The organism is Nocardioides alkalitolerans, assembly GCA_038184435.1.
Taxonomy (GTDB): domain Bacteria; phylum Actinomycetota; class Actinomycetes; order Propionibacteriales; family Nocardioidaceae; genus Nocardioides; species Nocardioides alkalitolerans_A.
In genome coordinates, this window is sequence record CP116227.1 from 3,168,992 (window position 1) to 3,195,215 (window position 26,224).

Annotated in this window: 24 protein-coding genes; 7 read left to right on the plus strand and 17 right to left on the minus strand. The window is 73.6% G+C overall.

Features of this window, described 5'->3' with window-relative positions; translation table 11 throughout:
* Positions 1-22: 22 nt before the first annotated feature.
* From PIR53_15110 to PIR53_15135, 6 genes are all read right to left on the minus strand, one after another.
* Positions 23-2,533 (minus strand): hypothetical protein, encoded by a 2,511-nt coding sequence (locus PIR53_15110; protein ID WZH51340.1) that lies wholly within the window; start codon positions 2,531-2,533, stop codon positions 23-25.
* 100 nt (positions 2,534-2,633) lie between these two features.
* The gene (locus tag PIR53_15115; GenBank protein WZH51341.1) at positions 2,634-4,187 is read right to left on the minus strand and encodes a long-chain fatty acid--CoA ligase; all 1,554 of its coding nucleotides are present in this window, start codon (positions 4,185-4,187) and stop codon (positions 2,634-2,636) included.
* 33 nt (positions 4,188-4,220) lie between these two features.
* Positions 4,221-4,679, minus strand: a complete 459-nt coding sequence (locus PIR53_15120; protein WZH51342.1) for an SRPBCC family protein — start codon at positions 4,677-4,679, stop codon at positions 4,221-4,223.
* Between the two features lies 1 nt (position 4,680).
* Positions 4,681-5,595 (minus strand): phosphoribosylaminoimidazolesuccinocarboxamide synthase, encoded by a 915-nt coding sequence (locus tag PIR53_15125; protein WZH51343.1) that lies wholly within the window; start codon positions 5,593-5,595, stop codon positions 4,681-4,683.
* A 23-nt stretch (positions 5,596-5,618) separates the two neighbouring features.
* A complete protein-coding gene (locus PIR53_15130) occupies positions 5,619-6,509 on the minus strand; it encodes an alpha/beta hydrolase (GenBank protein WZH51344.1) in 891 nt (296 codons plus the stop codon).
* 119 nt (positions 6,510-6,628) lie between these two features.
* Positions 6,629-7,852 carry a helix-turn-helix domain-containing protein gene (locus PIR53_15135; protein ID WZH51345.1) on the minus strand — a complete coding sequence of 408 codons (1,224 nt, stop codon included), beginning with the start codon at positions 7,850-7,852 and terminating at the stop codon, positions 6,629-6,631.
* A 92-nt stretch (positions 7,853-7,944) separates the two neighbouring features.
* Between PIR53_15135 and PIR53_15140 the strand changes: the two genes are divergently transcribed.
* Positions 7,945-8,790, plus strand: coding sequence for an SDR family NAD(P)-dependent oxidoreductase (locus tag PIR53_15140; GenBank protein ID WZH51346.1), 846 nt, complete (start codon positions 7,945-7,947; stop codon positions 8,788-8,790).
* A gap of 11 nt (positions 8,791-8,801) precedes the next feature.
* Here the strand turns inward: PIR53_15140 and PIR53_15145 are convergent, their stop codons facing one another.
* Positions 8,802-9,380, minus strand: coding sequence for an antibiotic biosynthesis monooxygenase (locus PIR53_15145; GenBank protein WZH51347.1), 579 nt, complete (start codon positions 9,378-9,380; stop codon positions 8,802-8,804).
* A 107-nt stretch (positions 9,381-9,487) separates the two neighbouring features.
* On the opposite strand from PIR53_15145, the gene PIR53_15150 reads away from it, so the two are divergent.
* Entirely contained in the window at positions 9,488-9,808 is a 321-nt protein-coding gene (locus PIR53_15150) for an antibiotic biosynthesis monooxygenase (protein WZH51348.1), read from the plus strand.
* 211 nt (positions 9,809-10,019) lie between these two features.
* Positions 10,020-10,940 carry a hypothetical protein gene (locus tag PIR53_15155; GenBank protein ID WZH51349.1) on the plus strand — a complete coding sequence of 307 codons (921 nt, stop codon included), beginning with the start codon at positions 10,020-10,022 and terminating at the stop codon, positions 10,938-10,940.
* Here PIR53_15155 and purB read toward each other — a convergent pair.
* Entirely contained in the window at positions 10,937-12,373 is a 1,437-nt protein-coding gene (gene purB / locus PIR53_15160; protein WZH51350.1) for an adenylosuccinate lyase, read from the minus strand. The genes PIR53_15155 and purB overlap by 4 nt on opposite strands.
* A 113-nt stretch (positions 12,374-12,486) precedes the next feature.
* Between purB and PIR53_15165 the strand changes: the two genes are divergently transcribed.
* The gene (locus tag PIR53_15165) at positions 12,487-13,515 is read left to right on the plus strand and encodes a CAP domain-containing protein (protein WZH51351.1); all 1,029 of its coding nucleotides are present in this window, start codon (positions 12,487-12,489) and stop codon (positions 13,513-13,515) included.
* 18 nt (positions 13,516-13,533) lie between these two features.
* Here the strand turns inward: PIR53_15165 and purD are convergent, their stop codons facing one another.
* Entirely contained in the window at positions 13,534-14,802 is a 1,269-nt protein-coding gene (gene purD, locus PIR53_15170; protein ID WZH51352.1) for a phosphoribosylamine--glycine ligase, read from the minus strand.
* Positions 14,803-14,832: 30 nt separating this feature from the next.
* The gene (locus tag PIR53_15175) at positions 14,833-16,065 is read right to left on the minus strand and encodes an MFS transporter (protein ID WZH51353.1); all 1,233 of its coding nucleotides are present in this window, start codon (positions 16,063-16,065) and stop codon (positions 14,833-14,835) included.
* 90 nt (positions 16,066-16,155) lie between these two features.
* Between PIR53_15175 and PIR53_15180 the strand changes: the two genes are divergently transcribed.
* Positions 16,156-16,488, plus strand: coding sequence for a helix-turn-helix transcriptional regulator (locus PIR53_15180; GenBank protein WZH51354.1), 333 nt, complete (start codon positions 16,156-16,158; stop codon positions 16,486-16,488).
* Between the two features lie 18 nt (positions 16,489-16,506).
* On the opposite strand, the gene PIR53_15185 is transcribed toward PIR53_15180, so the two are convergent.
* Positions 16,507-17,793, minus strand: a complete 1,287-nt coding sequence (locus tag PIR53_15185; GenBank protein ID WZH51355.1) for an adenylosuccinate synthase — start codon at positions 17,791-17,793, stop codon at positions 16,507-16,509.
* 186 nt (positions 17,794-17,979) lie between these two features.
* Here PIR53_15185 and PIR53_15190 point away from each other — a divergent pair, with 186 nt between their 5' ends.
* Positions 17,980-18,909 (plus strand): diacylglycerol kinase family protein, encoded by a 930-nt coding sequence (locus PIR53_15190; protein ID WZH51356.1) that lies wholly within the window; start codon positions 17,980-17,982, stop codon positions 18,907-18,909.
* Positions 18,910-18,922: 13 nt separating this feature from the next.
* On the opposite strand, the gene PIR53_15195 is transcribed toward PIR53_15190, so the two are convergent.
* On the minus strand, positions 18,923-19,912 hold the full coding sequence (locus tag PIR53_15195; protein ID WZH51357.1) for a helix-turn-helix domain-containing protein: 990 nt from the start codon (positions 19,910-19,912) through the stop codon (positions 18,923-18,925).
* A gap of 280 nt (positions 19,913-20,192) precedes the next feature.
* On the opposite strand from PIR53_15195, the gene lysS reads away from it, so the two are divergent.
* Positions 20,193-21,956, plus strand: coding sequence for a lysine--tRNA ligase (lysS, locus tag PIR53_15200; GenBank protein WZH51358.1), 1,764 nt, complete (start codon positions 20,193-20,195; stop codon positions 21,954-21,956).
* A gap of 81 nt (positions 21,957-22,037) precedes the next feature.
* Here lysS and PIR53_15205 read toward each other — a convergent pair whose 3' ends face one another.
* The 5 genes from PIR53_15205 to recR all read right to left on the minus strand — a co-directional run bounded on the left by PIR53_15205 (position 22,038) and on the right by recR (position 26,218).
* Positions 22,038-22,454, minus strand: a complete 417-nt coding sequence (locus PIR53_15205) for a DUF3151 domain-containing protein (protein WZH51359.1) — start codon at positions 22,452-22,454, stop codon at positions 22,038-22,040.
* A gap of 20 nt (positions 22,455-22,474) precedes the next feature.
* Entirely contained in the window at positions 22,475-23,518 is a 1,044-nt protein-coding gene (locus tag PIR53_15210; protein ID WZH51360.1) for an aspartate-semialdehyde dehydrogenase, read from the minus strand.
* A 1-nt stretch (position 23,519) separates the two neighbouring features.
* Positions 23,520-24,788: an aspartate kinase gene (locus tag PIR53_15215; protein WZH51361.1), complete on the minus strand. Its 1,269-nt coding sequence runs from the start codon at positions 24,786-24,788 to the stop codon at positions 23,520-23,522.
* 148 nt (positions 24,789-24,936) lie between these two features.
* Positions 24,937-25,626: a DUF5063 domain-containing protein gene (locus PIR53_15220; GenBank protein ID WZH51362.1), complete on the minus strand. Its 690-nt coding sequence runs from the start codon at positions 25,624-25,626 to the stop codon at positions 24,937-24,939.
* On the minus strand, positions 25,619-26,218 hold the full coding sequence (recR, locus tag PIR53_15225) for a recombination mediator RecR (protein ID WZH51363.1): 600 nt from the start codon (positions 26,216-26,218) through the stop codon (positions 25,619-25,621). Before recR ends, PIR53_15220 begins: the two co-directional genes overlap by 8 nt.
* Positions 26,219-26,224: the final 6 nt, after the last annotated feature.

A 26,224-nucleotide genomic window follows, 5' to 3' on the forward strand; every position in this document is an offset into this window, starting at 1 on the left:
TCCTCCTCCTGCCGGGACCGGCTCAGTTGCCGTCCTGGCGCTCCGTCTGGCTGGCCGACCCGTCGAGCTGGTCGGCGAGGTCGCTGGAGAGCTGGCCGGCCACGCCACCGGGGCCGCTCGTGCCGTTGAGGCCGGCCCACGCGTCGGCCTGGGCCTGGGTCCACTCGTTCATCGGCACCGCCCGGCCGTCGGGGCCGACGAGCTCGGGGGCGTACTGCTGGAGGTAGTCGACGGGGAGGTTGCGGTAGACCGCACCCTCCGCCACGCCCTGCAGCGCGCCCTCGGTGTTGTAGACGTACGAGCCGATGTCGGCGCGCACCTCGTTGGTGGTGTCGACGTCGTTGAGGCCTGTGATGCCGTCGACCGCGAGGTCCACGACGTCCGGGGCCACCGCCCCCACGAACGGGATCTCGCCGGCGAGCTTGTTCGCGACGTACCCGCCCGCCTGCCAGTAGCCGTCCCCGGCGTTGCTGGCCTCCTGGTCGGCGCGCAGGCCCTCCGCCCGCAGGTGCTCGCTGTAGCCCTCGCCGAGCGAGCCGACGACGTCGGCGAACGGGGAGTTGACCGACGAGATCGCGTTGTCGAGGCGCGAGTTCCACTGGCCCGTGAGGTCCTGGCCCTCGGCGCCCGCGTCGACCGCGCCGCTGAAGACCGCGTCGTACCCGTAGTTGGCGTAGAGCGTCGCCGCGCCCGTGAGGTTCTGGCCCGCCGTCTCGTCCTGGCCGACCTGCTGGAGCACGTCCCGCAGCTCGGCCTCGGAGAAGCGCGCCCGCATGTCGGCGGTCTGCTCGCCCGGCAGCCACGGGTTGGTGTCCCCCTGCGACTGCAGGTCCTGCGCGCCGGGGCCGCTGAACGCGTCGTACACGTCCGGCATGTAGGCGCCGAGGATGGTGGAGTAGTCGCGCTGCAGCGACGGGTAGTCGTCGAGCGCGCCGCCCTGGGCGGCCGTGACCGCCTGCTCGGCGAGGTCGGCGGAGACCGGCGTCGGCGACTCGGTCGTCGCGGACACGAGGGCGTCGCCGAAGTGGCGCATGCCGGTGACCCACTCGTCCTCGTGGGGGCTGATGTCCCACTCGCGGTCGTTGAGGTAGTAGTCGATCCGGTTCGCCGGGGCGTCCTGGCCCTCGGCGACGTAGGGGTCGCCCGACAGGAAGTCCCGCGCCGCGTCGGGGTTGTGCGACATGCCCTCGAAGACGCCCGCCATGGGGTCGAAGCCGCTCGGCGTGCCCGGGTCGAGGCGGTCGTCGTACATGAAGTCCTCCCACGAGCGGGAGTCGTCGGCGCCGTACGCCGTGTAGTCGAGCCGGGCGTCCGGCCCCGTCGACCACTGGTTCCACGGGTGGCCGCCGTTCTCGGCCATGTACTCGACCTCGTAGCGCTCGACCTCGGACCCCAGCCGGTTGAGGAAGTACGACCCGTGGCCCGGCTCGCCGGCCGCGACGCCCAGCAGCTGGAGACCGTTGACCGTGTCGGTGCCCCAGTTGTAGTTGTAGTCGGTCGAGCTGGCGTGGTCGACGAGCGTGTCGACCCACGACTCCGCGACGTGCGTGGTCGAGCCGGCCTGCCCGTCGGCGGTGATCCCCGAGGTGCCGGCGGCCAGGAGCGCCCCCAGCTGGCGCTGCGACTCGCCCATGGTGCCGACCGTCGGCGGCTCGGTGCCCTGGTCGCCGTGGGGCATGAGCAGGTTCTGCTGGAGCTCGAGGTAGGTCTCCGGTCCGATCTGGTTGAGCGCGGTGGTCGCGACCGTCGAGTTGTGGCCGAACGCGGCGAGCTGCGCGTTGAGCTGGGCCAGCTCGGAGTCGGTCAGCCAGTCCTCGGGGTCGGTCTCCTGCTCCCCGTAGTTCCAGTCGCCGTAGTTCAGCCGCTCGAGCTGGCCGGCCAGCGACTCGCCCAGCGCCTGCTGCTGCTGCGTCGAGAGCTGGTCGACGTAGGGCGCGGTCTCCTCCGGGTGCTCCATGAAGTAGTCGACGAGCTCCGACTCGCTGAGCCCCTGGAGGTGGGGCGGCAGGCCCGCGTCGGACAGCGTGCCGGTGCCCCCGTCGTACTGGTTCGACTCCGCGCTGCCCAGCACGGCCGCGAGGTCGGCGTCCGCCTGCTGCGCGTCCGACAGCGCCGTCGTGATCTCGTCCACGGCGCCCTGGACGGCCTCGCGGTCGCCGTCGCCCTCCTCCGCGCCCGCCGGGGGATCGGCGCGGACCTGGCCGCCGGCCGTCGACAGGAGCCAGCCGCGCGCAGCGATGGTCTGCCGGGCGGCCTCCACCTTCTGCTGGGCCGCGAGGATCGTCGAGGCCGCGGTGTCGATGGCCGTGATGACCGGGGCGATCTCCGCCACCAGGTCGTTGAGGTCGTCGCGCAGCCGCGTGTGGTTCGTGCGCGCCGACGTCGACCCGTCGCCCGTCCACGTGCTCGGGGGGTACCCGTCGTCGACCTCGTCCTGCAGGTCCAGGAGCGTCCTGCGGTCCTCGTTCAGCCGGTCACCCACGGCCGACAGGTCGGTCGGCTTCCAGGACAGCAGGGTGTCGATGTCGACCATCCGGTCCTCCTCGTCGCGCCGCCCCTCTCCCGTCGGGGGCGGAACCGGCGAGGGTCGTTCCCGCCCCGGCCGCCGGAGAAACCCGGCGGCCGGGGAACGGTCAGTCGAGCTCGCGCTTGAGGATCTTGCCGGTGGCGGTCATCGGGAGGGTCTCGACGATCTCGACGGTGCGCGGGTACTTGTACGCCGCGAACTGCTCCTTGCCCCAGGCGACCAGCTCGTCGGCGGTCACGGGGTCGGCGGTCTTGTCGAGGATGACGTACGCCTTGACCTCCTCGCCGTGCGACTCGTGCGGCACGCCGATGACCGCGGCGAGGGAGACGGCGGGGTGCGTCATCAGCACCTCCTCGATCTCGCGGGGGTACACGTTGAAGCCGCCCCGGATGATCATGTCCTTGGCGCGGTCGACGATGTAGTACCAGCCGTCGGCGTCCTTCTTGCCGAGGTCGCCCGAGCGGAACCAGCCGTCCTGGATCGCGGCCGCCGTGGCGTCGGGCCGGCCGTAGTAGCCCTTCATGATGTTGGGGCCCTTGATCGCGATCTCGCCGACGGCGTCGTCCTCGGTGACCTCGTTCCACTCGGCGTCGATCAGCTTCATCTCCACCCCGGGGATGGGGGTGCCGATCGAGCCGACGCGCGGCTCCTCGCCCCACGGCGAGAACGAGGCGACGGGCGAGGTCTCGGAGAGGCCGTAGCCCTCGAGGATCGTGACGCCGAACTTCTGCTGGAAGTTCTTGTGCACCTCCTTCGGCAGCGCGGAGCCACCGGCGGCCGCGACCCGCAGGTTGGCGGCGAGGCTCGAGACGTCGACGGAGTCGTCGAGCGCGCCGAGGAGGCCCCAGTACATCGTCGGCACGCCGGCGAAGAAGGTCACCTTCTCCTTCAGCATCAGGCCGAGCGCCGGCTGCGCCTCGAAGCGCGGCAGCATGACGACGGTGCCGCCGAAGGCGAACGCGCTGTTCTGGATGACCGTCTGGCCGAAGGAGTGGAAGAGCGGCAGCACGCACAGGTAGGTGTCGGGCTCGTCCGCGTTCGCGCCGAAGAGCTGCTCGCTCACCAGCGCGTTCGACAGCATGTTGGAGTGGCTGAGCTCGGCGCCCTTCGGCTGGCCGGTCGTGCCCGACGTGTAGAGGATGACCGCCGTGTCGCCGTCGTCGGTGGCGACGGACTCGAACGTCGGGGCCTGGCCGGCGAGGGCCTGGGCGAACGTCTCCGCGCCCTCGATCGGCGACGGAGCGGCCGGGTCGGCCGTGATCACGAAGAAGTGCTCCGCGCCGGGCGTCTGGTCGAAGCCCGCCTTGCCCTCGGTGCCCATCGGCAGCTCCGGCGTGCCCTGGAAGCAGAAGTAGGCCTTCGCGTCGGAGTCGTCGAGGTGGTAGGCGATCTCGCGGGCCTTGAGCAGCACGTTGAGGGGCACCACCGTCGCGCCGGCCTTGAGGATGCCGTAGTAGACGATCGAGAAGTACGGCAGGTTGGGGCAGGTCAGCGCCACCTTGTCGCCCGGCTTGATGCCCCGGGAGACGAGCAGGTTCGCGACCTGGTTGGCGGCACCGTCCACCTGGGCGTAGCTCAGGCGGGTGTCGCCGAGGATGATCGCGGTGCGGGTGGGGAACTGCTGCGCGGAGCCCTCGAGCAGGGACGACAGGTTGGTCATGGGACTCAACCTACTGGGAGGTAGTGAGGCCCGTCACCCAGTTCGGCGCGCCAACAGCCGCGCGGCCGACCGCAGGTCCGCACGGAGCGCGGGCGGGGCGGCCACGCGCAGGGCGAGGGCCACTGGCGCGAGGGGACCGGGCACCTCCAGGTGCGCCACCGCGCGGGCGTCGGTGCCGCCGTCGGCACGGGGCGTGTAGGTCATCGCGAGGGTGGCCCGCACGAAGCGCCACGTCCCGGCCTCGACCCAGCGGTGGGGCGGCTCGCTCGCCTCGACGGTCATCCGCGGCCGCACGCCGGGGACGACGGTGACGTCCTCCCACGACGTACCGGTGTCGCCGGCGTGGTCGCCGACCGCCGTCACGGCGGCCACGCGGCGCAGGCTGGACTGCCACTCCGGCCGGTTGGCCGGGTCGGCGAGGTAGGCGTGCACGACGTCGGGCGACGCCGCGAACGGCACCGTCAGGTCGGCGATCAACCGGGGGACGGGCACGTCAGAACCTCTCTCCGGTGAGCCGCTCGTAGGCCTCGACGTACCGCGCCCGGGTGAGCTCCACGACCTCCGCGGGCAGGGCGGGCGGCTCGGCCCCCGAGGTGCGGTCCCAGCCCGCGGCGTCCGAGGTGAGCCAGTTGCGCACGACCTGCTTGTCGAAGGACGCCTGCGTGCGGCCCGGCTGCCAGTCGTCGGCCGGCCAGTAGCGCGAGGAGTCGGGGGTGAGCACCTCGTCGGCGAGCACGATGGTGCCGCGCCCGCCCTCGCCGGGCGCGCGGCCGAACTCGAGCTTCGTGTCGGCGAGCAGGATGCCGCGCTCGCGGGCGAGCTCCTCGGCGCGGGAGTAGACGCGCAGCGTCAGGTCGCGCAGCGCCTCCGCGTCGTGCGCCCCGATGGTGCGGGCGACGGCGTCGAACGACACGTTCTCGTCGTGGTCGCCGAGGTCGGCCTTGGTCGCGGGCGTGAACACCGGCGTCGGCAGCCGGTCGCCGTCGACGAGGCCGGGCGGGAGCGCGATGCCGCACACCTCGCCGGTCGCCTCGTAGTCCGCCAGGCCGGAGCCCGTGAGGTAGCCCCGCGCGACGCACTCGACGGGGAACATCTCGAGGTTTGCGCAGACGACGGCGCGGCCCGCGACGGAGGCGGGCACGTCGGTGGAGACCACGTGGTGGGGCACGAGGTCGGCCAGCTGGTCGAACCACCACAGCGACATCCGCGTCAGCAGCTCGCCCTTGTCGGGGATGGTCGAGGAGAGCACGTGGTCGTAGGCCGAGATCCGGTCGCTCGCCACCATCAGCAGCCGGCCGGCGTGCTCGCCGGCGTCGATGCGGTAGAGGTCGCGCACCTTGCCCGAGTGCAGGTGCGTGGCGCCCTCGACGACCGGGGCGGGCGGGATGTTCGCGATCACGGGCGCCATCCTCCCACCCGCCCGGAGGCGGGTCAGGCAGCGGTGACGCGGCCGGACACGTCGGCGAGGAACGCGCCGTACGCCTCGGCGAAGACCGCCGGCGCCTCGAAGAAGGCGAAGTGCGCTCCGCCCTGCTCCCGCGGGAAGACGACGAGGCGGGCCCCGGGCACCTGGCGCGCGATCCACTCCTGGCTGCTCGGCGCGACGTGCGACACCTCGCCACCGACGACGAACGCCGGGACGTCGACGTCGGGGAGGACGTCGCGCCAGTCCTGCAGCGCGTGGTCCTGCAGGAGCCGGGAGCCCCACGGCATGGGGAGCAGGAGGTTCTGCTCGGCCAGCCACTCGTAGTCGGCGTCCGGGATGTCCGGCGTCAGCATCGTGCGGAGGAAGTCGCGCCGCGCCGTCGGCCCGTCCGGCCCCAGCAGGACCTTGCAGAACCCCTCGAGCCCCGCGAAGTCGAGGATCGCCCCGACCTCGGGGGCCTCGGCGGGGTCCATCCACGGCAGCACGGCAACGACGCTCGGCTGGTCGACGAACGCCACGCTGCGCACGCGGGCCGAGCCGTGGCCGTCGAGGTAGGACCACAGGATCGACGCACCCATCGAGTGCCCGAGGAGGTGGAACCGCTCGTCACCGAGGTGGTCGAGGAGCTCCGCGAGGTCGGCGGCGAGACTGGCGATGCGGGCACCCCGCTCGGTACGGCCCGAGAGTCCGTGGTTGCGCATGTCGAAGGTGACGACGTCGCGCTCCTCGGCCAGCAGCGGGGCGACCCGGTCGAACATCGCCTGCGACTGCGACCACCCGTGCAGCAGGACGAGGGTCTCGGGGGACCCACCCCCGGCGCCGGCCGTGCGCGCGGGGAAGCGGCGCCACTCGATCGCGCACCCGTCGCGCGTGGTGAAGGTCGACGTCGTCGGCATGAGGGGCTCCTTCGAGGCTCGACCCCCGCCGACCGTCGGCGGGTGACCTGGGCCACAGCGTGCACCGACGGACCCACCCCGACCACCTCCCGCCGTCGAACGCGGGCCCGGCGCCGTGCTCACTCTGTCGAAGGGCGGTCCGCACCGGGGAGGTCGAGGAGCTCGAGGCCGACGTGGAGGGCGAGCCGCGTGCGGCCGTCGGCCAGGTCGAGGCCGGTCAGCTCCGCGATCCGCCCGAGGCGGTAGTAGAGCGTCGTGCGGTGCACGTGCAGGGCTGCGGCGGTGGCGGGACCGGCACCCGCGTGGTCGAGGTAGGCACGCACGGTCGTCACCAGCGAACCGTCCACGTCCGCCGCGAGGAGGCGGCGCAGCTCGTCGGGGACGGCCTCGGCGCGCTCCGCGGCCGGCACGCGCAGCAACGCGGCCCGCACGCCGAGCCCGGCCCAGTGGGCGACCACGCCGGAACGCCGCGGGTCCGCCACCTCCGTGCTCGCCAGGGCGAGCCGGGCCTGGGCGTCGGACCGGTGGGCCTCGGCGAGGGACGGCACGCCCGCCCCGATCCCGACGCGGACCCGGGACGCGTCGGCGGCGCTGCCCGCGACGTACGCCGCCCACCGGCGTGCCGCCTCCCCGGTGGCGTCCGCGGACCACGGCGAAGGCGTGCCGACCACCAGCACCGCACGGCGGTCGTCGGCGGGGTCGAGGGCGCCGGCCTGCCAGACCGCCGCGCGGTCGACGGCGGGGCGGGCGACGGCACGGCGCAGCCGGGACCGCGCCGTCCCCTCTCCCGGGTCGCCGTCGAGCGCGACGCGCAGCACGGTGAGGTCGCGCGCGGGCACGGTCCCCTCGGCCTCCAGACGCCCCAGCGCAGGCAGGCGGACGTGCGGGTCGGGGCTGAGCACGTCGTGGAGCAGGCCCGGTTCGACCACCGGCGCCGTGAGGACGGACGCCGTGGCGGTCGCCTCGAGCAACGGCGCGAGCTGCGCCGCGACCCGCTCCGTCGCCGCCAGCTCGTCCGGCCCCAGCGTGCCGTCCGCGTCCATCACCATGAGCAGGCCGCGCAGCTGCCCGCGGTCACGCACGGGCACGCACACGCGGGCCCGCATGCCGATCTCCGGAGCGGCCGGCACGACGCCCGGCACGGTCCACCCGGCGACGCCCTGCGCCAGCACGTGGCGCACCGCGTCCGGTCCGGCGTCCCGCTGCAGCACGGCCCGGACCCGCACCTCGTCCTCGTCACCGAAGTGGCGGCTCGTGGCGAGGAGACGGACCTCCGGGTCGTCCAGCACGACCGAGCGACGCAGGCGGTCGGCCAGGTCGTCGATGAGCTGCTGCACGGACACGGGCCGGGATCCTACAGACGGAGCAACCCCGCGCCGACGCTCTCGACAGGCAACGGGTGCGTCCCGGGCGGTCCCGACCGCAGGCTTGCGGGATGGGCGAGCAGCGGTTGCGGGGGCGCACGGTGGTCGTCGTCGGCGCCGGCACGAGCGGGCACCGGCCCGGCATCGAAGCCGGCATCGAAGCCGGCATCGAAGCCGGCAGCGGATCGGGCAGCAGGCCCGGCAACGGGGAGGCGGCGGCGCTGGCGTACGCCGCGGAGGGCGCCCACGTCGTCGCGGTCGACCGCGACGAGGAGCAGGCCGTGCGCGTCGCCCGGCGGATCGCGGCCCGCGGCGGCAGCGCCCTGGGCCTGCGGGCCGACGTCGCGGTCGAGGCCGACGTGGTGGCCATGGTGGCAGCGACCGTCGCGGCGTTCGGCGCCCCGCACGTGCTGCACCACAACGTCGGCGTCGCCACGATGGGCGACGTGGTCGACCTGCCGCTGGAGCAGTGGCGCCGCGCCCTCGACGTCAACCTGACCGGCGCCTTCCTGACCTGCAAGCACGTCCTGCCGCACATGCTGGCGGCCGGTCGCGGGGTGGTCACCTCCATCTCGTCGGTGGCAGCCGTCCGGCACACCGGCTACGTCTACCCCGCCTACAGCGCCACGAAGGCCGCCCTCGACCAGCTGACGGTGTCGATCGCGCTGACCCACGCCGCCGAGGGGATCCGGGCCAACGCCGTGCTGCCGGGCCTCATCGACACACCGCTCGTCGGCGACCAGATCGACGGCAGCGACGCGGCCCGAGCGGCACGCCACGCGGCGAGCCCGACCGGCCGGATGGGACGGCCGGAGGACGTCGCCGCGGTCGCGGTGTTCCTCGCGACCGACGACGCCCGCTACGTCAACGGGGTGTGCCTGCCGGTCGACGGCGGGCTCGCCGCCCGCTGCGGCTGAGCGTCACCGCCTCATCGTCGGCGCGGACGTCCCTGGAGCCACGGCTCCAGCAGCCGGGTGATCCACGGCAGTCCGAACCACACCATCACCGGCGTGGCCACGGTCGTCTGCAGCACGATCCGCCAGTGCAGCGCGAGGTCGGGCAGCAGGCGCGCACCGAGCTCGCCGAGCAGCAGGCTGAGCGGGAGGAACACGACGAAGATCGAGACGGCCTGCTTCCAGCGCGGCGGCGGGCTCGGGATCCCGGGGTAGGCGACGTCGTGGTGCTCGGGCGGGTCGAACCACCCCTCGATCCCGGTCATCCGCTGCACGCGGAACTCCCCCACCAGACCTTGCGCGGCGCCGAGCCACCAGGCCCGCTGCGGGGACGCCTCCCACGCCGCGAGCGCCTCGTGGTCGGCGAACCGGTAGAGCATGTGCCACGCGTCGTCGCCCTCCGCCGACCGCACGTAGCCGTGGCCGAGGAACCCCGGGAACTGCTCGGCCAGCGCCGTACCCGCCCGGATCCACGCGATCATCTCCGCCTCGCGCGTCGGATCGGCGTACCGGGTCGCGGCGACCGTCACCGGTCCCGCCTGCTGTGCCGTCATGCGACCCCATGGAACGGCACGGGGTACGCCGCGCGCACGCCCACGAGGGTGTGAGTCCCGCCTCGGTCGGGTGCGGGGCCGGCGCGGCACCGGCCTAGGCTCGCGTCATGTCCGTCGTGAAGATCAACGCCATCTCCGTCCCGCCGCAGGCCGCGCCCGAGCTCGAGAAGCGCTTCGCCGAGCGCGCCGGCACCGTCGAGGGCCAGCCGGGCTTCCTCGGCTTCCAGCTGCTGCGCCCGACCGCCGGCGAGACGCGGTACTTCGTCGTCACGCACTGGGCCGACGAGGAGTCGTTCGCCGCCTGGCGCGACGGCGACGCCCGCGCCGCGCACGCGACGCCCGAGGGCGAGGCACCGCGCAAGCCCGTCGCGTCGGGGGCCGACCTGCTGGAGTTCGAGGTCGTGCTGGACGTGTCTCCGTCCGCCTGAGCGTCAGCCGACCCTGTCTGGGCGCCGGCCGGCAGGAGTTCTGCGGAACGGGTGCGATTTCCGGGCGCCCGGAACTGCATCCGTTCCGCAGGACTCCTCGGGGGTCCGGGCTGACCCCGGCCCCTTGTCCACAGGCGGGACCGAGCCGGATCGACGAGCACCGCCACCGGGAAGAACCGGGGGCGTGCCGCCGATCGAACCTGCCCCTCCTGTGGTCCGAACCGGACCCAGCCGACGTCGTGCCTGGACCCGGGTCACGCCCGGCGTGCACCGGTCCGCCGACGCCGTCGACCCCTTCCGCGCCGGCCTCGTCGCCTGGCAGCAGGTGCTCCCCCGTCGCGCATGCTTCACCGGTCTCACCGCGGCACGGCTCCGCGGCTGGTGGCTCCCGGAGCTGCCGACCGTCGTCCCGGTCTTCGCCGCCGTCGGGCCACGTGACGGCACCGTCGAGCGTCGCGGGCTCGTCGTCCAGCGGTTGACCGGACCCCCGCCGTACGAGCTGGACGGCGGCCTCCGCGTCGCCGACCGTGTCGAGACCCTCCGGAGCGCGGCCCGGTGGCTGGGCGTGCTCGACCTCGTCGTGCTCGTCGACGGGGCGTTGGCGGCCGGCGTCCCGCGTGAGGTGCTCGACGGGGCGGGCGATTGCCGCCGCCGCGGGGTCGGACGGCTCCGCACGGCCCTGCAGCTGGCCGACGCCGGCGCCGAGTCGGCCTGGGAGACGCTCCTCCGCGTGCTGCACGTCGTCTGCGACGTGCCCGTCCGCACCCAGCACCCCGTGGTGCACGACGACGTCCAGGTGGCGGGCGGCGACCTGTGGATCACGGGGACGCGGACGCTGCAGGAGTACGACGGCGCCCACCACCGCGAGTCGCGCCAGCAGGCCGAGGACCTGGCCCGGCAGCGACGGCTGACCCGGGTGGGGTGGACGCGGAACGGCTACGTGCGGAGCGACGTGCTGCGGCGCGCCCACCAGGTGCTGCGCGACGCCGACCGCGCCCTGGGGCGACCGCACGACCCCGACCGGCTCCGGGCGTGGTTCGACCTGCTGCGCGGCTCGGGCTTCTCCGCGGCGGGCCGCGCCGAGCTCGCGCGGGCCTGGGCCCGGCCGAGCGGCGGGCGCACCCGCCGCTAGAGGATCTCCCCCGGCGCGTACGCCGCGGCCTCGGGGTGCGCGGCGGCGAGCGTCTCGACGGCGGCGACCACGGCCTGCACCTGGGCGCGGGCGGCGCCGGTGAACTCGATCGGGTCCGCCACCAGCGCGTCGATCTGCTCGCGCGTCAGGCCGAGGCGGGCGTCGCCCGCGAGGCGCTCGTACAGGTCGTTGACGGCCAGTCCCTGCCGCATCTCGAGGGCGACGCCGACGGCGTGCTCCTTGATGGCCTCGTGGGCGCTCTCACGGCCGACGCCGTTGCGGACGGCGCTCATCAGCACCTTGGTGGTGGCGAGGAACGGCAGGTAGCGGTCGAGCTCGCGCTGGATGACCGCCGGGAAGGCCCCGAACTCGTCGAGCACCGTCAGGAAGGTCTGGAAGAGGCCGTCGGCGGCGAAGAAGGCGTCGGGCAGCGCGACGCGGCGCACGACCGAGCAGGAGACGTCGCCCTCGTTCCACTGGTCGCCGGCCAGCTCGCCGACCATCGACAGGTAGCCGCGGAGCACGACCGCGAGGCCGTTGACCCGCTCGCAGGAGCGGGTGTTCATCTTGTGGGGCATGGCCGACGAGCCGACCTGGCCCTCCTTGAAGCCCTCCGTGACCAGCTCGATGCCGGCCATGAGCCGGATGGTGGTGGCGAGGTTCGAGGGCCCGGCCACCAGCTGCACGAGCGCGGAGACGACCTCGAAGTCGAGCGAGCGCGGGTAGACCTGGCCGACGCTGGTGAGCACGCGCGAGAAGCCGAGGTGGGCGGCCACGCGCTCCTCGAGCTCGGCGAGCTTGTCCGCGTCGCCGCCGAGCAGGTCGAGCATGTCCTGCGCGGTGCCGACCGGGCCCTTGATGCCGCGGAGGGGGTAGCGCGCGAGCAGCTCCTCGATGCGCTGGACCGCGACGAGCATCTCGTCGGCGATCGTCGCGAACCGCTTGCCGAGGGTGGTCGCCTGCGCGGCCACGTTGTGCGAGCGACCGGCCATCACGGTGGTCTCGTGCTCCGTCGCGAGCCGGGCCAGCCGGGCGAGCGCCGCGACGGCGCGGTCGCGGAGGATCAGCAGCGACTGCTGCACCTGCAGCTGCTCCACGTTCTCCGTGAGGTCGCGCGACGTCATGCCCTTGTGGATGTGCTCGTGACCGGCGAGGGCGCAGAACTCCTCGATGCGGGCCTTCACGTCGTGGCGGGTGACGCGCTCGCGGGCGGCGATCGAGGCGAGGTCGACCTGGTCGACGACGGCCTCGTAGGCCTCGACGACCCCGTCCGGCACGTCGATCCCGAGGTCGCGCTGCGCCTTCAGCACGGCGATCCACAGCTGTCGCTCCAGCACGATCTTGTGCTCGGGGGACCAGGTGCCCGCCAGGTCGGCGGCGGCGTAGCGCGTGGCGAGGACGTTGGGGACGGAGGCGCGGGTCACGGGCCGCATCCTCCCACGCTCGCCCGGAGGGGGGTGGCGCGAGGGCCGCCGGGCGGCGACGATGGGACGCGGTCGCCGGCGACCCCCCTCCCGGCGATGTCTCGGAGCATCGAGGAGCCCCCGTGCGGAAGCTGCTGTCCGGTCTCGTCCTGTCCCTGTCGCTGGTCGCCGGCGTGCTGCTGGTGGCGCCCCCGCCGGCCACCGCCGCGGCGACGACCACCCTGAGCATGTCCCCCACGTCGGTCGCCGCCGGCGGCACGACCACCGTCGTGATCCGGTCGACCTTCACCCCGGTGCCCGGGAGCTTCCGGCTGCAGGAGCGCCGCGGCACGCAGTGGGTGACGGCGAAGGAGCTGCCGTCCTACCGCAACTACGGCTTCGAGCTCGCCGTCGGCGGCACGACCGGCACCCGCACGTTCCGGGTCGCGGCGAAGGCCGACAGCCGCACGTGGGTCCACAGCCGGGCCGTCTCGATCACGGTGCGCTCCGCGACCTCCACCGCGCTCAGCACCACGACCCCGCGGGTGGCCAAGGGCGGCACGGTGCAGCTCGCCGCCCGCTCGACGTTCCTGCCCGACGCCGGCTCCTTCAAGCTCCAGGAGAAGCGGGGCTCGACGTGGTCGACGGTGGCGTCGCTGCCGTCGTACCGGAACTACGGCTTCACCCACCCCGCCGGCGACAGCGACGGCGTGCGCACCTTCCGCACCGTCGCCACCTCCGGCGGCACCTGGGTGGGCAGCAGCTGGGTGAGCGTCACGGTCGGCACCCCGGCTCCGCCGCCGACCGACGAGATCGCCGAGGCCCGCAACCGCATCGTCGCCGACACCAACGCGGCCCGTGCGCGGCAGGGCCTGCCCGCCCTCGCGCAGCTGTCGGGCATCACGACCGTCGCCCAGGACTGGGCCGAGACGATGGCCGCGAACCGGCGGATGGAGCACAACCCGAGCTACGCCAGCCAGATGCCGCGCGGCTGGACCCGGGCGGCGGAGAACGTGGCCTACGGCTACAACGTCACGTCGGTCGTCGACGCGTGGATGAACAGCCCCGGCCACCGCGCCAACATCCTCGGCGACTTCACGCACATCGGTGTCGGCGTCGCGAAGGGGTCCGACGGACAGCTCTACTACGTGCAGAACTTCGGGAAGTACTGACCGCCCGGGGCCCCGACGTCAGACGCCGACCTCGCCCCGCTCCGCGGCGAGCGCGATGTCCGTGCGGTGCTGCGCCCCGTCGAAGCCGATCCGCTCCACCCCCGCGTACGCCGCGGACCGCGCCTCGGCGAGCGACGGGCCCACCGCGGTCACGGCGAGCACGCGGCCACCCGCGGTGACGACGTCGGCGCCGTCCCGCGCCGTACCGGCGTGGATGACGTGGACCCCGTCGAGGGCCTCGGCGTCGGCGAGGCCGGAGATGACGTCGCCCGTCGAGGAGGTCTCGGGGTAGCCGCCGGAGGCCATCACGACGGCGAGCGCGGCACCCGACTTCCAGCGCGGCGGCTCGACCTCGTGGAGCGTGCGGGTCGCGGCCCCCAGCAGGAGCGGCGACAGGGGCGAGTCGAGCAGCGCCATGAGCGGCTGCGTCTCGGGGTCGCCGAAGCGGGCGTTGAACTCGACCACGCGGGTGCCGCGCGAGGTGAGGGCGAGGCCGGCGTAGAGCAGTCCCGCGAACGGGGTGCCCCGCCGGGCCATCTCGTCCACGGTCGGCTGCAGCACCGTGCGCAGCACCTCGGCCACGAGGCCCTCGGGCGCCCAGTCCAGCGGCGTGTAGGCGCCCATGCCGCCCGTGTTCGGGCCCTCGTCGCCGTCGAAGATGCGCTTGAAGTCCTGGGCGGGCTGCAGCGGGTAGACCGTGCTGCCGTCCGTGATCGCGAAGAGGGACACCTCGGGGCCGTCGAGGTACTCCTCGATCACCACCCGCTCGCACTGCGCCGCGTGGGCGAGCGCCTCGGCGCGGTCGCTGGTGACGACGACGCCCTTGCCGGCGGCGAGCCCGTCGTCCTTCACCACGTACGGCGCGCCGAACTCGTCGAGCGCCGCGGCCGCCTCCTCGGGGGTCGTGCACACGTGGGCCGACGCCGTGGGGACGCCCGCCGCCGCCATGACGTCCTTGGCAAAGGCCTTCGAGCCCTCGAGCTGCGCCGCCTCGCCGGACGGGCCGAAGCAGGCGATGCCGGCCTCGCGCACGGCGTCCGCGACGCCCGCGACGAGGGGCGCCTCGGGTCCGACGACCACGAGGTCGACCGCGAGCCGCTGGGCCAGCGCGGCGACGGCGGCGGGGTCGAGCGGGTCCACGTCGTGGAGCGAGGCGACGGCGGCGATGCCGGGGTTGCCCGGCGCGGCGTGCACCTCGGCGACGCCGGGGTCGAGCGAGAGGGCCCGGGCCAGCGCGTGCTCGCGCCCACCGTTTCCGATGACCAGCGTCTTGAGGGGGGTCGTCACGGGCGACGATCCTAACGGGCCTGACGGGGCCTAACGGGCCCCGGGCGCGGCCACCTCACCGTGCTCGACCAGCGCCACGTCGGGCTGCGTGCCGCGCACGCGGAGGCCGAGCGCGGCGGCCGACGTGCAGGCCAGTGCCACGACGACCATGAACGGCGCGAAGATCTCGGCGGCGCCCCAGACGGTGGCGGCCCAGCCCGCGACGATGGTGGGCACGGCCATCGCGCCGTACGCCAGCACGTAGAACGCCGACATCACCTCGCCGCGGTGGTGGGCGGGCACGACCTGCCCGAGGTGGCGCAGGGACGACCCGAAGGCGAGGCCGAAGAAGAACCCGAGGACGGCCGACGTGCCGAGCAGGACCGCGGCGTTGCCGAGGGCCACGGACCCGATGCAGACGAGGAGCATGACCGCCGTGCCGAGGTCGCCGACCACCGCGGCGTGACGGGCCGACCACCGCGCGCCGACCGCCTGGCTCGCCGCGGCGGTGGCCGCGGAGATCGCCACGACGCTGCCGCCGAAGAGCAGGTTCGTCGTGCCCACCGCGTGCGCCGCGATGCTCGGGAACAGCGAGAGGAAGACGCCGAGCACCGACCACGCGGCCATCACGCCCAGCGCGGCGAAGCGGAAGTCCGCCGAGATCGCCCGCGGCACCCGGGGACGGGCCACGTTGAGCCGCACGGCGCGCCCGTCGCGGTGGGGCTCCGGCATGAGCAGCACCGCGAGGCCGCCGAGGAGGGCGAGGGCCGCGAGCACGACGTACGGCGCGACCAGCGGCGCCGCGCCCAGCTCGGCGTCGACCGCGACGAGGAAGATGACGACGGCGATGCCGAGGTTCATGGTGACGCCCGAGTGGAGCCCCACCCGCGCCCCGTCGGCGGGGCGCAGGTCGAGCAGCGCCGCGGACCCCGACACGACGATGGCGCCGACGCCGAGACCGTGCAGCACGCGGGCGACGAGCAGCGCCGCCACCCCGTCGGCGACGGCGAACACGGCGAGCCCCGCGAGCACGAGGCCGATGGCGACCAGCAGCACGGGACGCCGACCGAAGCGGTCGGAGACCGACCCCGCGACGAGCACGCTGGCGAGGGCGGCGACGGCGTACGCCGCGAAGACGACCGTCGTCGTGATGGGCGCGAAGTCCCACTCGGCGGCGTAGATGCCGTAGAGCGGGGCCGGGGCGCCCGAGACGCCGAGGCCGAGCGCAGTCAGCAGGAGGAGGGCCGGGTAGGGCCACCGGACGGGCCGGTCGGTCGGGGTCATGCGCGCCTCCTGCTAGATTCGATGCCGATCGAACTCGTGGCAGACTACAACAAGTTCGATGCTGATCGAACGCGAGGAGGACGAGGTCCGATGACCGAGACGGAGGCGTGCTCCCCCGTGCCCGGGCTCGCGGCGACCGCCGACGTGGCGTCGGTGCAGGTCGTGCTGGCCGCGCTCGCCGACCCGGTGCGGCTCGAGATGGTGCGGCGCCTGGCGGCCGCCCCCGAGCGCACCGAGCGCTGCTCGGCGCTCTACGACGACATCGGCAAGTCCACCGCCAGCCACCACTTCAAGGTGCTGCGCGAGGCCGGCCTGACGGAGCGCGCCTACGTGGGCGGTGTGCTCCACCAGCGCCTCTGCCTCGACGCGGTCGAGGCCGCCCTGCCCGGACTGCTCCCGTCGGTGCTGTCCGGGCTGGGCTGACCCGACGAGCTCGCGGGCTCAGACCGGGTTGACCACGATGGTCTGCTCGCGGCCGGGGCCCACGCCGACTCCCCAGAACGGCGCACCGGAGAGCTCCTCCAGCGCCTTGACGTAGGTCTGGGCGTTGGCCGGCAGCTCCTCGAAGGTGCGGCAGCCCGAGATGTCGGTCTGCCAGCCCTCGAAGTACTCGTAGACCGGTGTCGCGTGGTGGAACTCGGTCTGGGTCATCGGCATCTCCTCGACCCGCTGACCGTCGACCTCGTAGGCCACGCACACCGGGATGCGCTCCCAGGAGTCGAGCACGTCGAGCTTCGTCAGGAAGAACTCCGTGAGGCCGTTGACGCGGGTCGCGTAGCGGGCGATCACCGCGTCGTACCAGCCGCAGCGGCGCGTGCGGCCGGTCGAGACGCCGACCTCCCCGCCGATGCGCTGCAGCGCCTCGCCGTCGGCGTCGAACAGCTCCGTCGGGAACGGGCCCGAGCCGACGCGGGTGGTGTACGCCTTGATGACGCCCACCACGCGGTCGATGCGGGTGGGTCCGATGCCGCCGCCGACGCAGACGCCGCCGGCGACCGGGTTCGACGAGGTGACAAAGGGATAGGTGCCGTGGTCGACGTCGAGCATCGTCGCCTGGGCGCCCTCGAAGAGCACCGTCTTGTCGGCGTCGAGCGCCTCGTTGATGAGCAGCGAGGTGTCGGCCACCATCGGGCGCAGGCGCTCGGCGTAGGACGTCAGCTCCTCCACGACCGCCCCGACCTCGATGGCCCGGCGGTTGTAGACCTTCGACAGCAGGTGGTTGCGCGTCTCGAGCGCCGCCTCGACCTTCTGGGTCAGGATCTTCTCGTCGAAGATGTCGGCGATGCGGATGCCGACGCGGTTGACCTTGTCGGCGTAGGCCGGGCCGATGCCGCGGCCCGTCGTGCCGATCTTCTTGTTGCCGAGGAACCGCTCGGTGACCTTGTCGATCGTGGAGTGGTACGACGCGATGACGTGCGCGTTGGCGCTGACGAGCAGCTCGGCGGTCTCCACGCCCTGCTCGTGGAGCAGGTCCAGCTCGCGGAACAGCGCCTCGGGGGACACCACGACCCCGTTGCCGATGACGCAGGTCGCGCCCTTGGTGATGATGCCGCTCGGCAGCAGGTGGGTCGCGAACTTCTTGCCGTCCACGACGATGGTGTGGCCGGCGTTGTGGCCGCCGCTCGTGCGGACGACGTAGTCGATGTCGTCCGTCGTGGCGAGCAGGTCGGTCGCCTTGCCCTTGCCCTCGTCGCCCCACTGGGCGCCCAGGATGATGATCGCGGGCATCGCAGCCCTCTCGTTGTCGGGTGTCGTGCTTGCGGTCCGTGCAACGCACGAGCCCCGGTGCGGGCAACAGCGTGCCGGGTCACCAGGGCTCTTGCGGCCCCACGCTACCAAACCCCGCCGGGACCGGCCCGCTCGTCGGGCCCGCTCCCGGCCCGTCCGGTGGGGGCCTCGCGTAGTCTCGCCGCGATGGACCCGCTGCTCGTGATCACGAACGCGTCCGCCGGCACCTCCGACGAGGAGACGCTCGAGCGGGCGCTCGACGTGCTGCGCGAGAAGGCGTCGGTCGAGGTGGCCGCGACCTCCAACCCCGGCGAGCTCGACGGGGTGCTGCACCGTGCCGGCTCGCGCCGGATCGTCGTGGCGGGCGGCGACGGATCGCTGCACGCCGTGGTGACCGCCCTGCACCGGCGCAACGAGCTGGGCGACCGCGTGCTCGGCCTGCTGCCCCTCGGCACCGGCAACGACTTCGCCCGCGGCGCCGGGATTCCGCTGGAGATCGAGGCGGCCGCCCGGGTGGTGCTCGACGGCGAGGTGCAGCCCGTCGACGTGCTCGTCGACGAGCTGGGCGGCGTCGTCGTCAACAACGTGCACCTGGGTGCGGGCGCCCAGGCGAGCCGCCGCGCCGTCCGCTGGAAGGAGCGGCTGGGGTCCGTCGGGGTCGGCAAGGTCAACCTCGGCAAGCTCGGCTACCCCATCGGCGCCGCGCTCGCCGCGGTCAAGCCCCCGCACCTCCGGCTCCACGTCGAGGTCGACGGCCGCACCGTGGCCGACCTCGACAACCCCGTGCTCATGGTGGCCGTCGGCATCGGCCGCACCGTCGGGGGCGGCGCCGCGATCACCCCGGAGGCCGAGGTCGGCGACGGGAAGGCCGACGTCATGGTCGCCTTCGCGACGGGCCCGGTCGAGAAGCTGGGGTACGTCGCGGACCTCGCCCTGCGCCGCCACCAGGAGCGCGACGACGTGCGGTACCTGCGGGCCACCTCGGTCGCCGTGGCCGGCGAGGAGTTCTGGACGAGCGCGGACGGCGAGATCTCGGGCCCCGAGCGCCGGCGGTCGTGGCGGGTCGAGCCCGCGGCGTACCGGATGACGCTGCCGCGCGACACCCCCGACGCCTGAGCGCTCCCGCCCCTCAGATCCAGCCGCGGCGAGCGGCCTCGACGCCCGCCTGGAACCGGGAGTCGGCCCCGAGGTCGATCATGAGGTCGGAGACCCGGCGGCGCACCGTGCGGAGGCTGACGCCGAGGGTGCGGGCGATCTGCTCGTCGGCGGCGCCCGCCGCCAGCTCGGAGAGCAGCAGCCGCCGGCTGCGCTCCCGGGCGCCGCGCAGGTCGAGCTCCGGCACGGGCACGGCGCGGTCCCAGAGCAGCTCGACGTACTGCGCCAGCAGCAGCACCAGCGCCCGCTCGTGCACGGCGAGCACCCCGGCGGTCTCGTAGCCCGGCATGTCGGGCACCAGGGCGTGGGTCAGCGGGATGACGAACAGGCGCGTCGGCACGTGGGCGAGCACCCGGATCTCCTCGCCCATCCGTGCCCGCTCGGCCAGCGCCTCGGGGGCCTGCTCGAGCGCACGGACGGGATAGAGCGCCCGCGCACTGCGGCCCGAGCGGAGTGCCTCGGTGAGGGCCCGCTGCAGCGCCGGGTGGGTCGGCTGGCGCCACTGGTCGGGCCGCAGCGACAGGATGTCGCCGGTGCTCTCCTCGATCCAGCGCGCCATCGTCGCGGCGGCCTCCCCCTCGGGGATCCGGTGGCCCGACAGCGGCTCCCCCGCGTCGGGCCCCACGGGGATGCGGGGCACGACCTGCGGGACCGTGGTCGCGAGCTCCCGCACCCGACGCACCGCGGCCTCCACGCGGAGGACCTCCTCGTCGAGGAGCTGGCTGAGCACGTGCGCCATCGGCGGCACCTGGAGGAGCCCGGCGGCGTCCACCGCCACGGCGCCCATGGCCACGAGCGGTGCGAGCGCCCGCTGCAGCTCGGCGGGACCGTCGAAGTCGAGGGCGTCCGCGACGTCGTCGAGCGCCTGGCCGTGACGGCCGTGCACGCGCCAGTAGAGGTCCTCGGTCTCCAGGGTGAGGCCGAACTCCGAGAGCGCCGCCTGCACCGCCCGCCGCGTCACCATGTCGCCACCGTAGCCAAACCCTGGCAACTTCCTGTCACTGGCGCGTCGGAGCCACCTGTCCGGATCGGGTCAGTGACAGCATCGACCCTGACGCTCGGTCGCTCCGCGGGGGACGCGATCAGTCGGCCCGTCGGGGGACGGATCCGCGAGCGTCAGCAGAGGGCGCCGTGCCGAGGGGATACGGCGCCCTCGCACATTTCCCGGCCCCCGCGGCGGCCCGGTAACCTGCCACGCGGCCCTCTTTCCCACGCACCAGAGCGAAGCAGGCGAGCACCCAGGCATGGCACGACGCAGCAGCGACTCCCCCGCCCCCGAGCCCACCGACTGGGTGACCCGGGCCGCGGACGACGCGATCCGCCACGCGGGCGGCGACCCGCGCGACCCCGCGGTCGCCGAGCAGCTCCGCGCCGCCGGCACGGTCGTCACCTGCGCGTCGGGCATCAGCCCCTCGGGCCCGATCCACCTGGGCAACCTGCGCGAGTTCCTGACGACGCACTTCGTGGCCGAGGAGCTGAAGCGCCGCGGCGTACCGGCTCGTCACCTCCAGTCGTGGGACGACTTCGACCGGCTCCGCAAGATCCCGGAGGGGGTCGACCCGTCGTGGACCACCCACATCGGCAAGCCGCTCTCCGCGGTCCCCGACCCGTGGGAGTGCCACACCTCGTGGGCCGAGCACTTCAAGGCGCCGCTGCGGGCCGCCCTCGCCGAGATGGGCTGCACGATGGAGGAGGTCGACCAGACCGACCGGTACCGCGCCGGGGCCTACACCGCGCAGGTGCTCCACGCGATCGAGCGTCGCGACGTCATCGAGTCGGTGCTCGCCCGCCACCGCACCAAGCAGGCCGTCCCCGAGGACGCCTCCGCCGAGGAGGCCGCCGCGCTCGAGGACTCGGTGGCCGAGGACGACGAGCCGACCCAGACCGGCGACCTCGCCCGGTTCCCCTACAAGCCGTTCTGCCGCACCTGCGGTCGCGACACGGTGACGCTGACGTCGTACGACGAGGAGACGACCGACCTCGCCTACACCTGCGACGCCTGCGGCGACTCCCACGTCACCAACGTGCGCACGCAGCCCGAGGGCAAGCTCGTCTGGAAGGTCGACTGGCCGATGCGCTGGTCGGTGGAGGGCGTGAACTTCGAGCCCGGCGGGGTCGACCACGCCTCGCCCGGGTCGTCGTACACCGTCGGCAAGGAGATCGTGAAGCTCTACGACGGCCGTGCGCCGTCGTTCGTGGGCTACTCGTTCGTCGGTGTCGCCGGCATGGCGAAGATGTCGTCGTCGAAGGGCGGCGTGCCCACGGCGGCCGACGCGCTCCGCGTGCTCGAGGCGCCCGTGCTGCGCTGGCTCTACGCGCGGCGCCAGCCCAAGCAGGCCTTCACGGTGGACCTCGGTCCGGAGGTCGTGCGCCTGTACGACGAGTGGGACGCCCTCGGCAAGAAGGCCGCGAACCCCGCGAAGCGCGACGCCCAGGTGCTGGCGTTCGAGCGCGCCTCGACGACGTCGAGCGCCGGGACGCTGCCGACGCCGCCCGTCGTCGTGCCGTTCCGCACGCTCTCGTCCATCGCCGACGTGACCGCCGGCAGCGCCGACCAGATCAGCCGGCTCGTGGGCGACCTGGGGCACGCGCACGACTCGGTGGCCGACCTCGAGCCGCGGCTCGGCCGGGCCATCACCTGGACCCACGAGTTCGTGCCGGAGGAGGACCGCACCACGGTGCGGACCACCCCCGACCGCGAGCTGCTCGCCTCCCTGGGCGAGCTGGAGCGCACGTGGCTGCACCTGTTCCTCGAGCACCTGCCGAGCGCCTGGGCCGACGGCTCGCCCGACCTCGACCGCGTCACGACGGTGGTCTACGGCGTGCCGAAGCTGGCCCGCGGGCTCGCGCTGGAGGACCAACCGACGGACGAGGTGAAGGCCGACCAGAAGGCGTTCTTCCGGCTGCTCTACCGGCTGCTCGTGGATGCCGAGCGCGGCCCCCGGCTGCCCACCCTCGTGCTCGCCCTGGGCCCGGACACCGTCCGGGCACTCATCCAGGCGGCCTGAGCCGGTCCCCCTCCCGGGACGTCATGCGAGGCGGCGGCGCGAGCCGCCGCCTCGCATGACGTCCGGAGGAGTGGTAGGGCGTCAGACGGCGCCGAGCAGGGCGTCGTACGCCGCGGGGCTCGAGTCGCGCAGGAACTCCGAGCACCGCTCCCACTCCGCCGTCTCGCCGATCTCCCGCGCGGTGAGCGCGAGCAGGGCGAGGGCGCGCAGGAAGCCACGGTTGGGCTCGTGGTCCCACGGCACCGGGCCGTAGCCCTTCCAGCCGTTGCGGCGCAGCTGGTCGAGGCTGCGGTGGTAGCCGACGCGGGAATAGGCGTAGACCGTCACGGCGTCCGCCCCCTCGGCCTTCGCCTGCTCGGCGAGCGCGGCCCAGGCGACCGGCGACTCGGGGTGACGGCGGACGACGTCCGCAGGGGCGGAGCCCTCCAGCTCAGCAGCGGCGGGGTCCTCGGGCAGACGGGTCGGCGGCGGACCCGCCATCAGGTCGACGTGGCTCATGCCCCCCAGCCTGCCACGGGTCAGCGCGAGGCGACGATCAGCTCCGCGATCTGCACCGTGTTGAGCGCGGCACCCTTGCGGAGGTTGTCGTTGCTGACGAACAGGGCCAGGCCGCGGCCGCCGTCGACGCCCTCGTCGACGCGGATCCGGCCGACCAGCGACGGGTCCTTGCCGGCCGCGTCGAGCGGCGTCGGGATGTCGACCAGCTGCACGCCGGGGGCGTCCGCGAGGAGCTCCTTGGCACGCGCCGGCGACAGCGGCCGCGCGAACTCGGCGTTGATCGCCAGCGAGTGGCCCGTGAAGACCGGGACACGCACGCAGATGCCGGAGACGCGCAGCTCGGGGATGCCGAGGATCTTGCGCGACTCGTTGCGCAGCTTCTGCTCCTCGTCGGTCTCCTCGAGGCCGTCGTCGACCAGGTTCCCGGCGAAGGGCAGCACGTTGTAGGCGATCGTCTTCTTGTAGACCCCCGGCTCGCCGAACGCGACGGCCCCGCCGTCGTAGGCCAGCTCGCGAGCCTTGTCGCCCGCCGCCTCGATGCCCGTGGCGAGCTCCTCGACGCCAGCGACGCCGGAGCCCGAGACCGCCTGGTACGTCGACGCGACGAGCCGCACCAGGCCGGCCTCGTCGTGCAGCGGCTTGAGGACGGGCATGGCCGCCATCGTCGTGCAGTTGGGGTTGGCGATGATGCCGCGCCCGGCCGCGATGACGGACGCCGCAGCCTCCGGGTTCACCTCGGAGACGACCAGCGGGATCGCGGGGTCCTTGCGGAAGGCGCTGGAGTTGTCGACCACGATGACGCCGGCGTCGACGAACCGCTGCGCCTGCGCGCGCGACGTCGTCGCGCCCGCGGAGAACAGCGCGATGTCGAGACCGCTCGGGTCGGCCGTGGACGCGTCCTCGACCGTGATCTCGCGGTCACCGAAGGGCAGCACGGTGCCCGCCGAGCGCGCCGAGGCGAAGAACCGCACCTCGTCGGCCTCGAAGCCGCGCTCGAGGAGGATCTGCCGCATGGCGACGCCGACCTGCCCGGTGGCGCCCACGACGCCGATGTTCACGCCCATGTCAGCGCCCCGTCCCTGCGTAGACGACGGCCTCGCCGTCGGAGTCGTCCAGGTCGAACGCCGTGTGCGCCGCGCGCACCGCGTCGTCGATCTGGGTCTCGTCGATGATGACCGAGATGCGGATCTCCGAGGTGGAGATCATCTCGATGTTGACGCCCGCCGCGGCCAGCGACGCGAAGAACTTCGCGGTGATGCCCGGGTGGGACTTCATGCCGGCACCGATCAGCGAGACCTTGCCGATCTGGTCGTCGTAGAGCAGCTTGTCGAAGCCGACCTGCTCCTGGAGCGCCGCGAGCGCCGTCACGGCGGTCTGGCCGTCCTCGCGCGGCAGCGTGAACGAGATGTCCGTGCGGCCCGTCGCGGCGGCGGAGACGTTCTGCACCACCATGTCGAGGTTCACGGCCGTCGTCGCGAGCGTCTCGAAGATGCGCGCCGCCTCGCCCACCTTGTCGGGCACGCCGACGACGGTGATCTTGGCCTGGCTCTTGTCGTGGGCGACGCCCGAGATGATCGCGTCTTCCATGGCTGCTCCCTGCTGCTCGGGGACGATCCAGGTGCCTTCCTTCTGGGAGAAGGTCGAGCGCACGTGGATGGGCATGTTGTGGCGGCGGCCGTACTCGACGCACCGCAGGTGGAGGATCTTCGCGCCGTTCGCGGCCATCTCGAGCATCTCCTCCGTGGAGACGCGGTCGAGCTTGCGGGCCTTGGGGACGATGCGGGGGTCGGCCGTGAAGACGCCGTCGACGTCGGAGTAGATCTCGCAGACCTCGGCGCCCAGCGCCGCCGCGAGCGCGACCGCCGTAGTGTCGGAGGCGCCACGGCCGAGGGTCGTGACGTCCTTCGTGTCCTGGCTGACGCCCTGGAAGCCCGCCACGATCGCGATGTCGCCGGCCTGGATAGCCTGCTCGATGCGGCCGGGCGTGATGTCGATGATCTTCGCCCGGCCGTGCGCGGAGTCGGTGATGACGCCGGCCTGCGAGCCGGTGAACGAGCGCGCCTGGTAGCCCAGCTGGTTGATCGCCATGGCGACGAGCGCCATCGAGATGCGCTCCCCGGCCGTGAGGAGCATGTCGAGCTCGCGCGGCGGCGGGATCGGCGTGACCTGCTGCGCGAGGTCGCGGAGCTCGTCGGTCGTGTCACCCATCGCGGAGACGACCACGACGACGTCGTGGCCCTTCTTGCGGGTCGCCACGATGCGCTGCGCGACCCGCTTGATCCCGGCCGCGTCGGCCACGGACGAGCCGCCGTACTTCTGCACGACAATGCTCACGTCAGACCCTCTTCACCCAGTACGACGCGGCCCGTCGCCTCGCGACGGACCGCTCTTGACCGGCGCCGATCCTACCGGCGCGGCCGGGGTGCGCCCGACCGCGTCCCACGGTGGGAGCCGCCGCCGGACCTGCCGAGGGGGCGGGGGCTCAGCGGCCGGCGTCGAGCATCTCGTCGGCGGCCGCGATGCGCTCCACCTCGCCGACGAAGCTGGCGTCGAGACGGGCGTGGGCGACGATCGACTGCAGGGCCCGGAGGGCACCCGAGGCCTCGCTGCCCCAGCTCGCGACGTACGAGAACTGCCACCACCAGAGGGCCTCGGCGACGCGGCCGGCCTCGAAGTGGCGCAGGCCGTGGGCGAGGGCGGAGGCGACCGACGTGAGATCGTCGGACAGCGTCGACTCGACGAGCTCCGGCGCTCCCCCGGTGTCGGGGCCGTAGGGGTCGAACACCTCGGTGAACTGGTCCACCCCGTCGAGCAGGTCGGCCAGCCGCAGCCGCATCTCGTCGAGGTCGGGATCCGGACCCGCGTCGGGCTCGAACTCCTCGACCGGGTCGAAGTCCTGCTGCACCCCGAGGCGCGCTCCCGCGAGGAGCACCTGCGAGACCTCGAGCAGCAGCAGCGAGATCGACCGGCTGCCGTCGGCCTCGCGGGCGATCGCCTGCAGCGCCACGAGGAAGCTCGCGACCTGGTCGGCGATCTGCTGCGCGAACTCGTCGGGCGCCTCGCGGGTCTCGACGGGCGCGACCTCCGCCAGCGACCGCAGCGCGGCCTCGTCCTCCGGGTCCAGCCCGGTCAGGTCGAAGACGACGCCCTCGTCCTTGAAGCTGTCAGTCATCTGCCGATCTCCTCCCGACGAAAGCGCGGCCGAGGGTGACCTCGTCGGCGTACTCCAGGTCACCACCCACCGGCAGTCCACTCGCAAGTCGGGTCACGCGCAACCCCAGGGGCTTGAGCATGCGCGTGAGGTAGGTCGCCGTCGCCTCGCCCTCGAGGTTGGGATCGGTCGCGAGGATGACCTCGGTGACCGCGCCGTCGGCGAGCCGCACCATCAGCTCGCGGATGTGGAGCTGCTCCGGGCCGATGCCGTCGATCGGGCTGATGGCGCCGCCGAGCACGTGGTAGCGCCCCTTGAACTCGCGGGTGCGCTCGATCGCGACGACGTCCTTGTACTCCTCGACGATGCAGATCACCGAGACGTCACGGCGCGGGTCGCGGCAGATGCGGCACTCCTCCTCGGAGGAGACGTTGAAGCAGATGCGGCAGAACTTCACCTTCACCGTGACCTCGACGAGGGCGTCGGCGAGCCGCCGGACGTCCGTCGGGTCGGCCTGCAGCAGGTGGAAGGCGATGCGCTGCGCGCTCTTCGGACCCACGCCGGGCAACCGGCCGAGCTCGTCGATGAGGTCCTGGACGACGCCTTCGTACACCGAGCG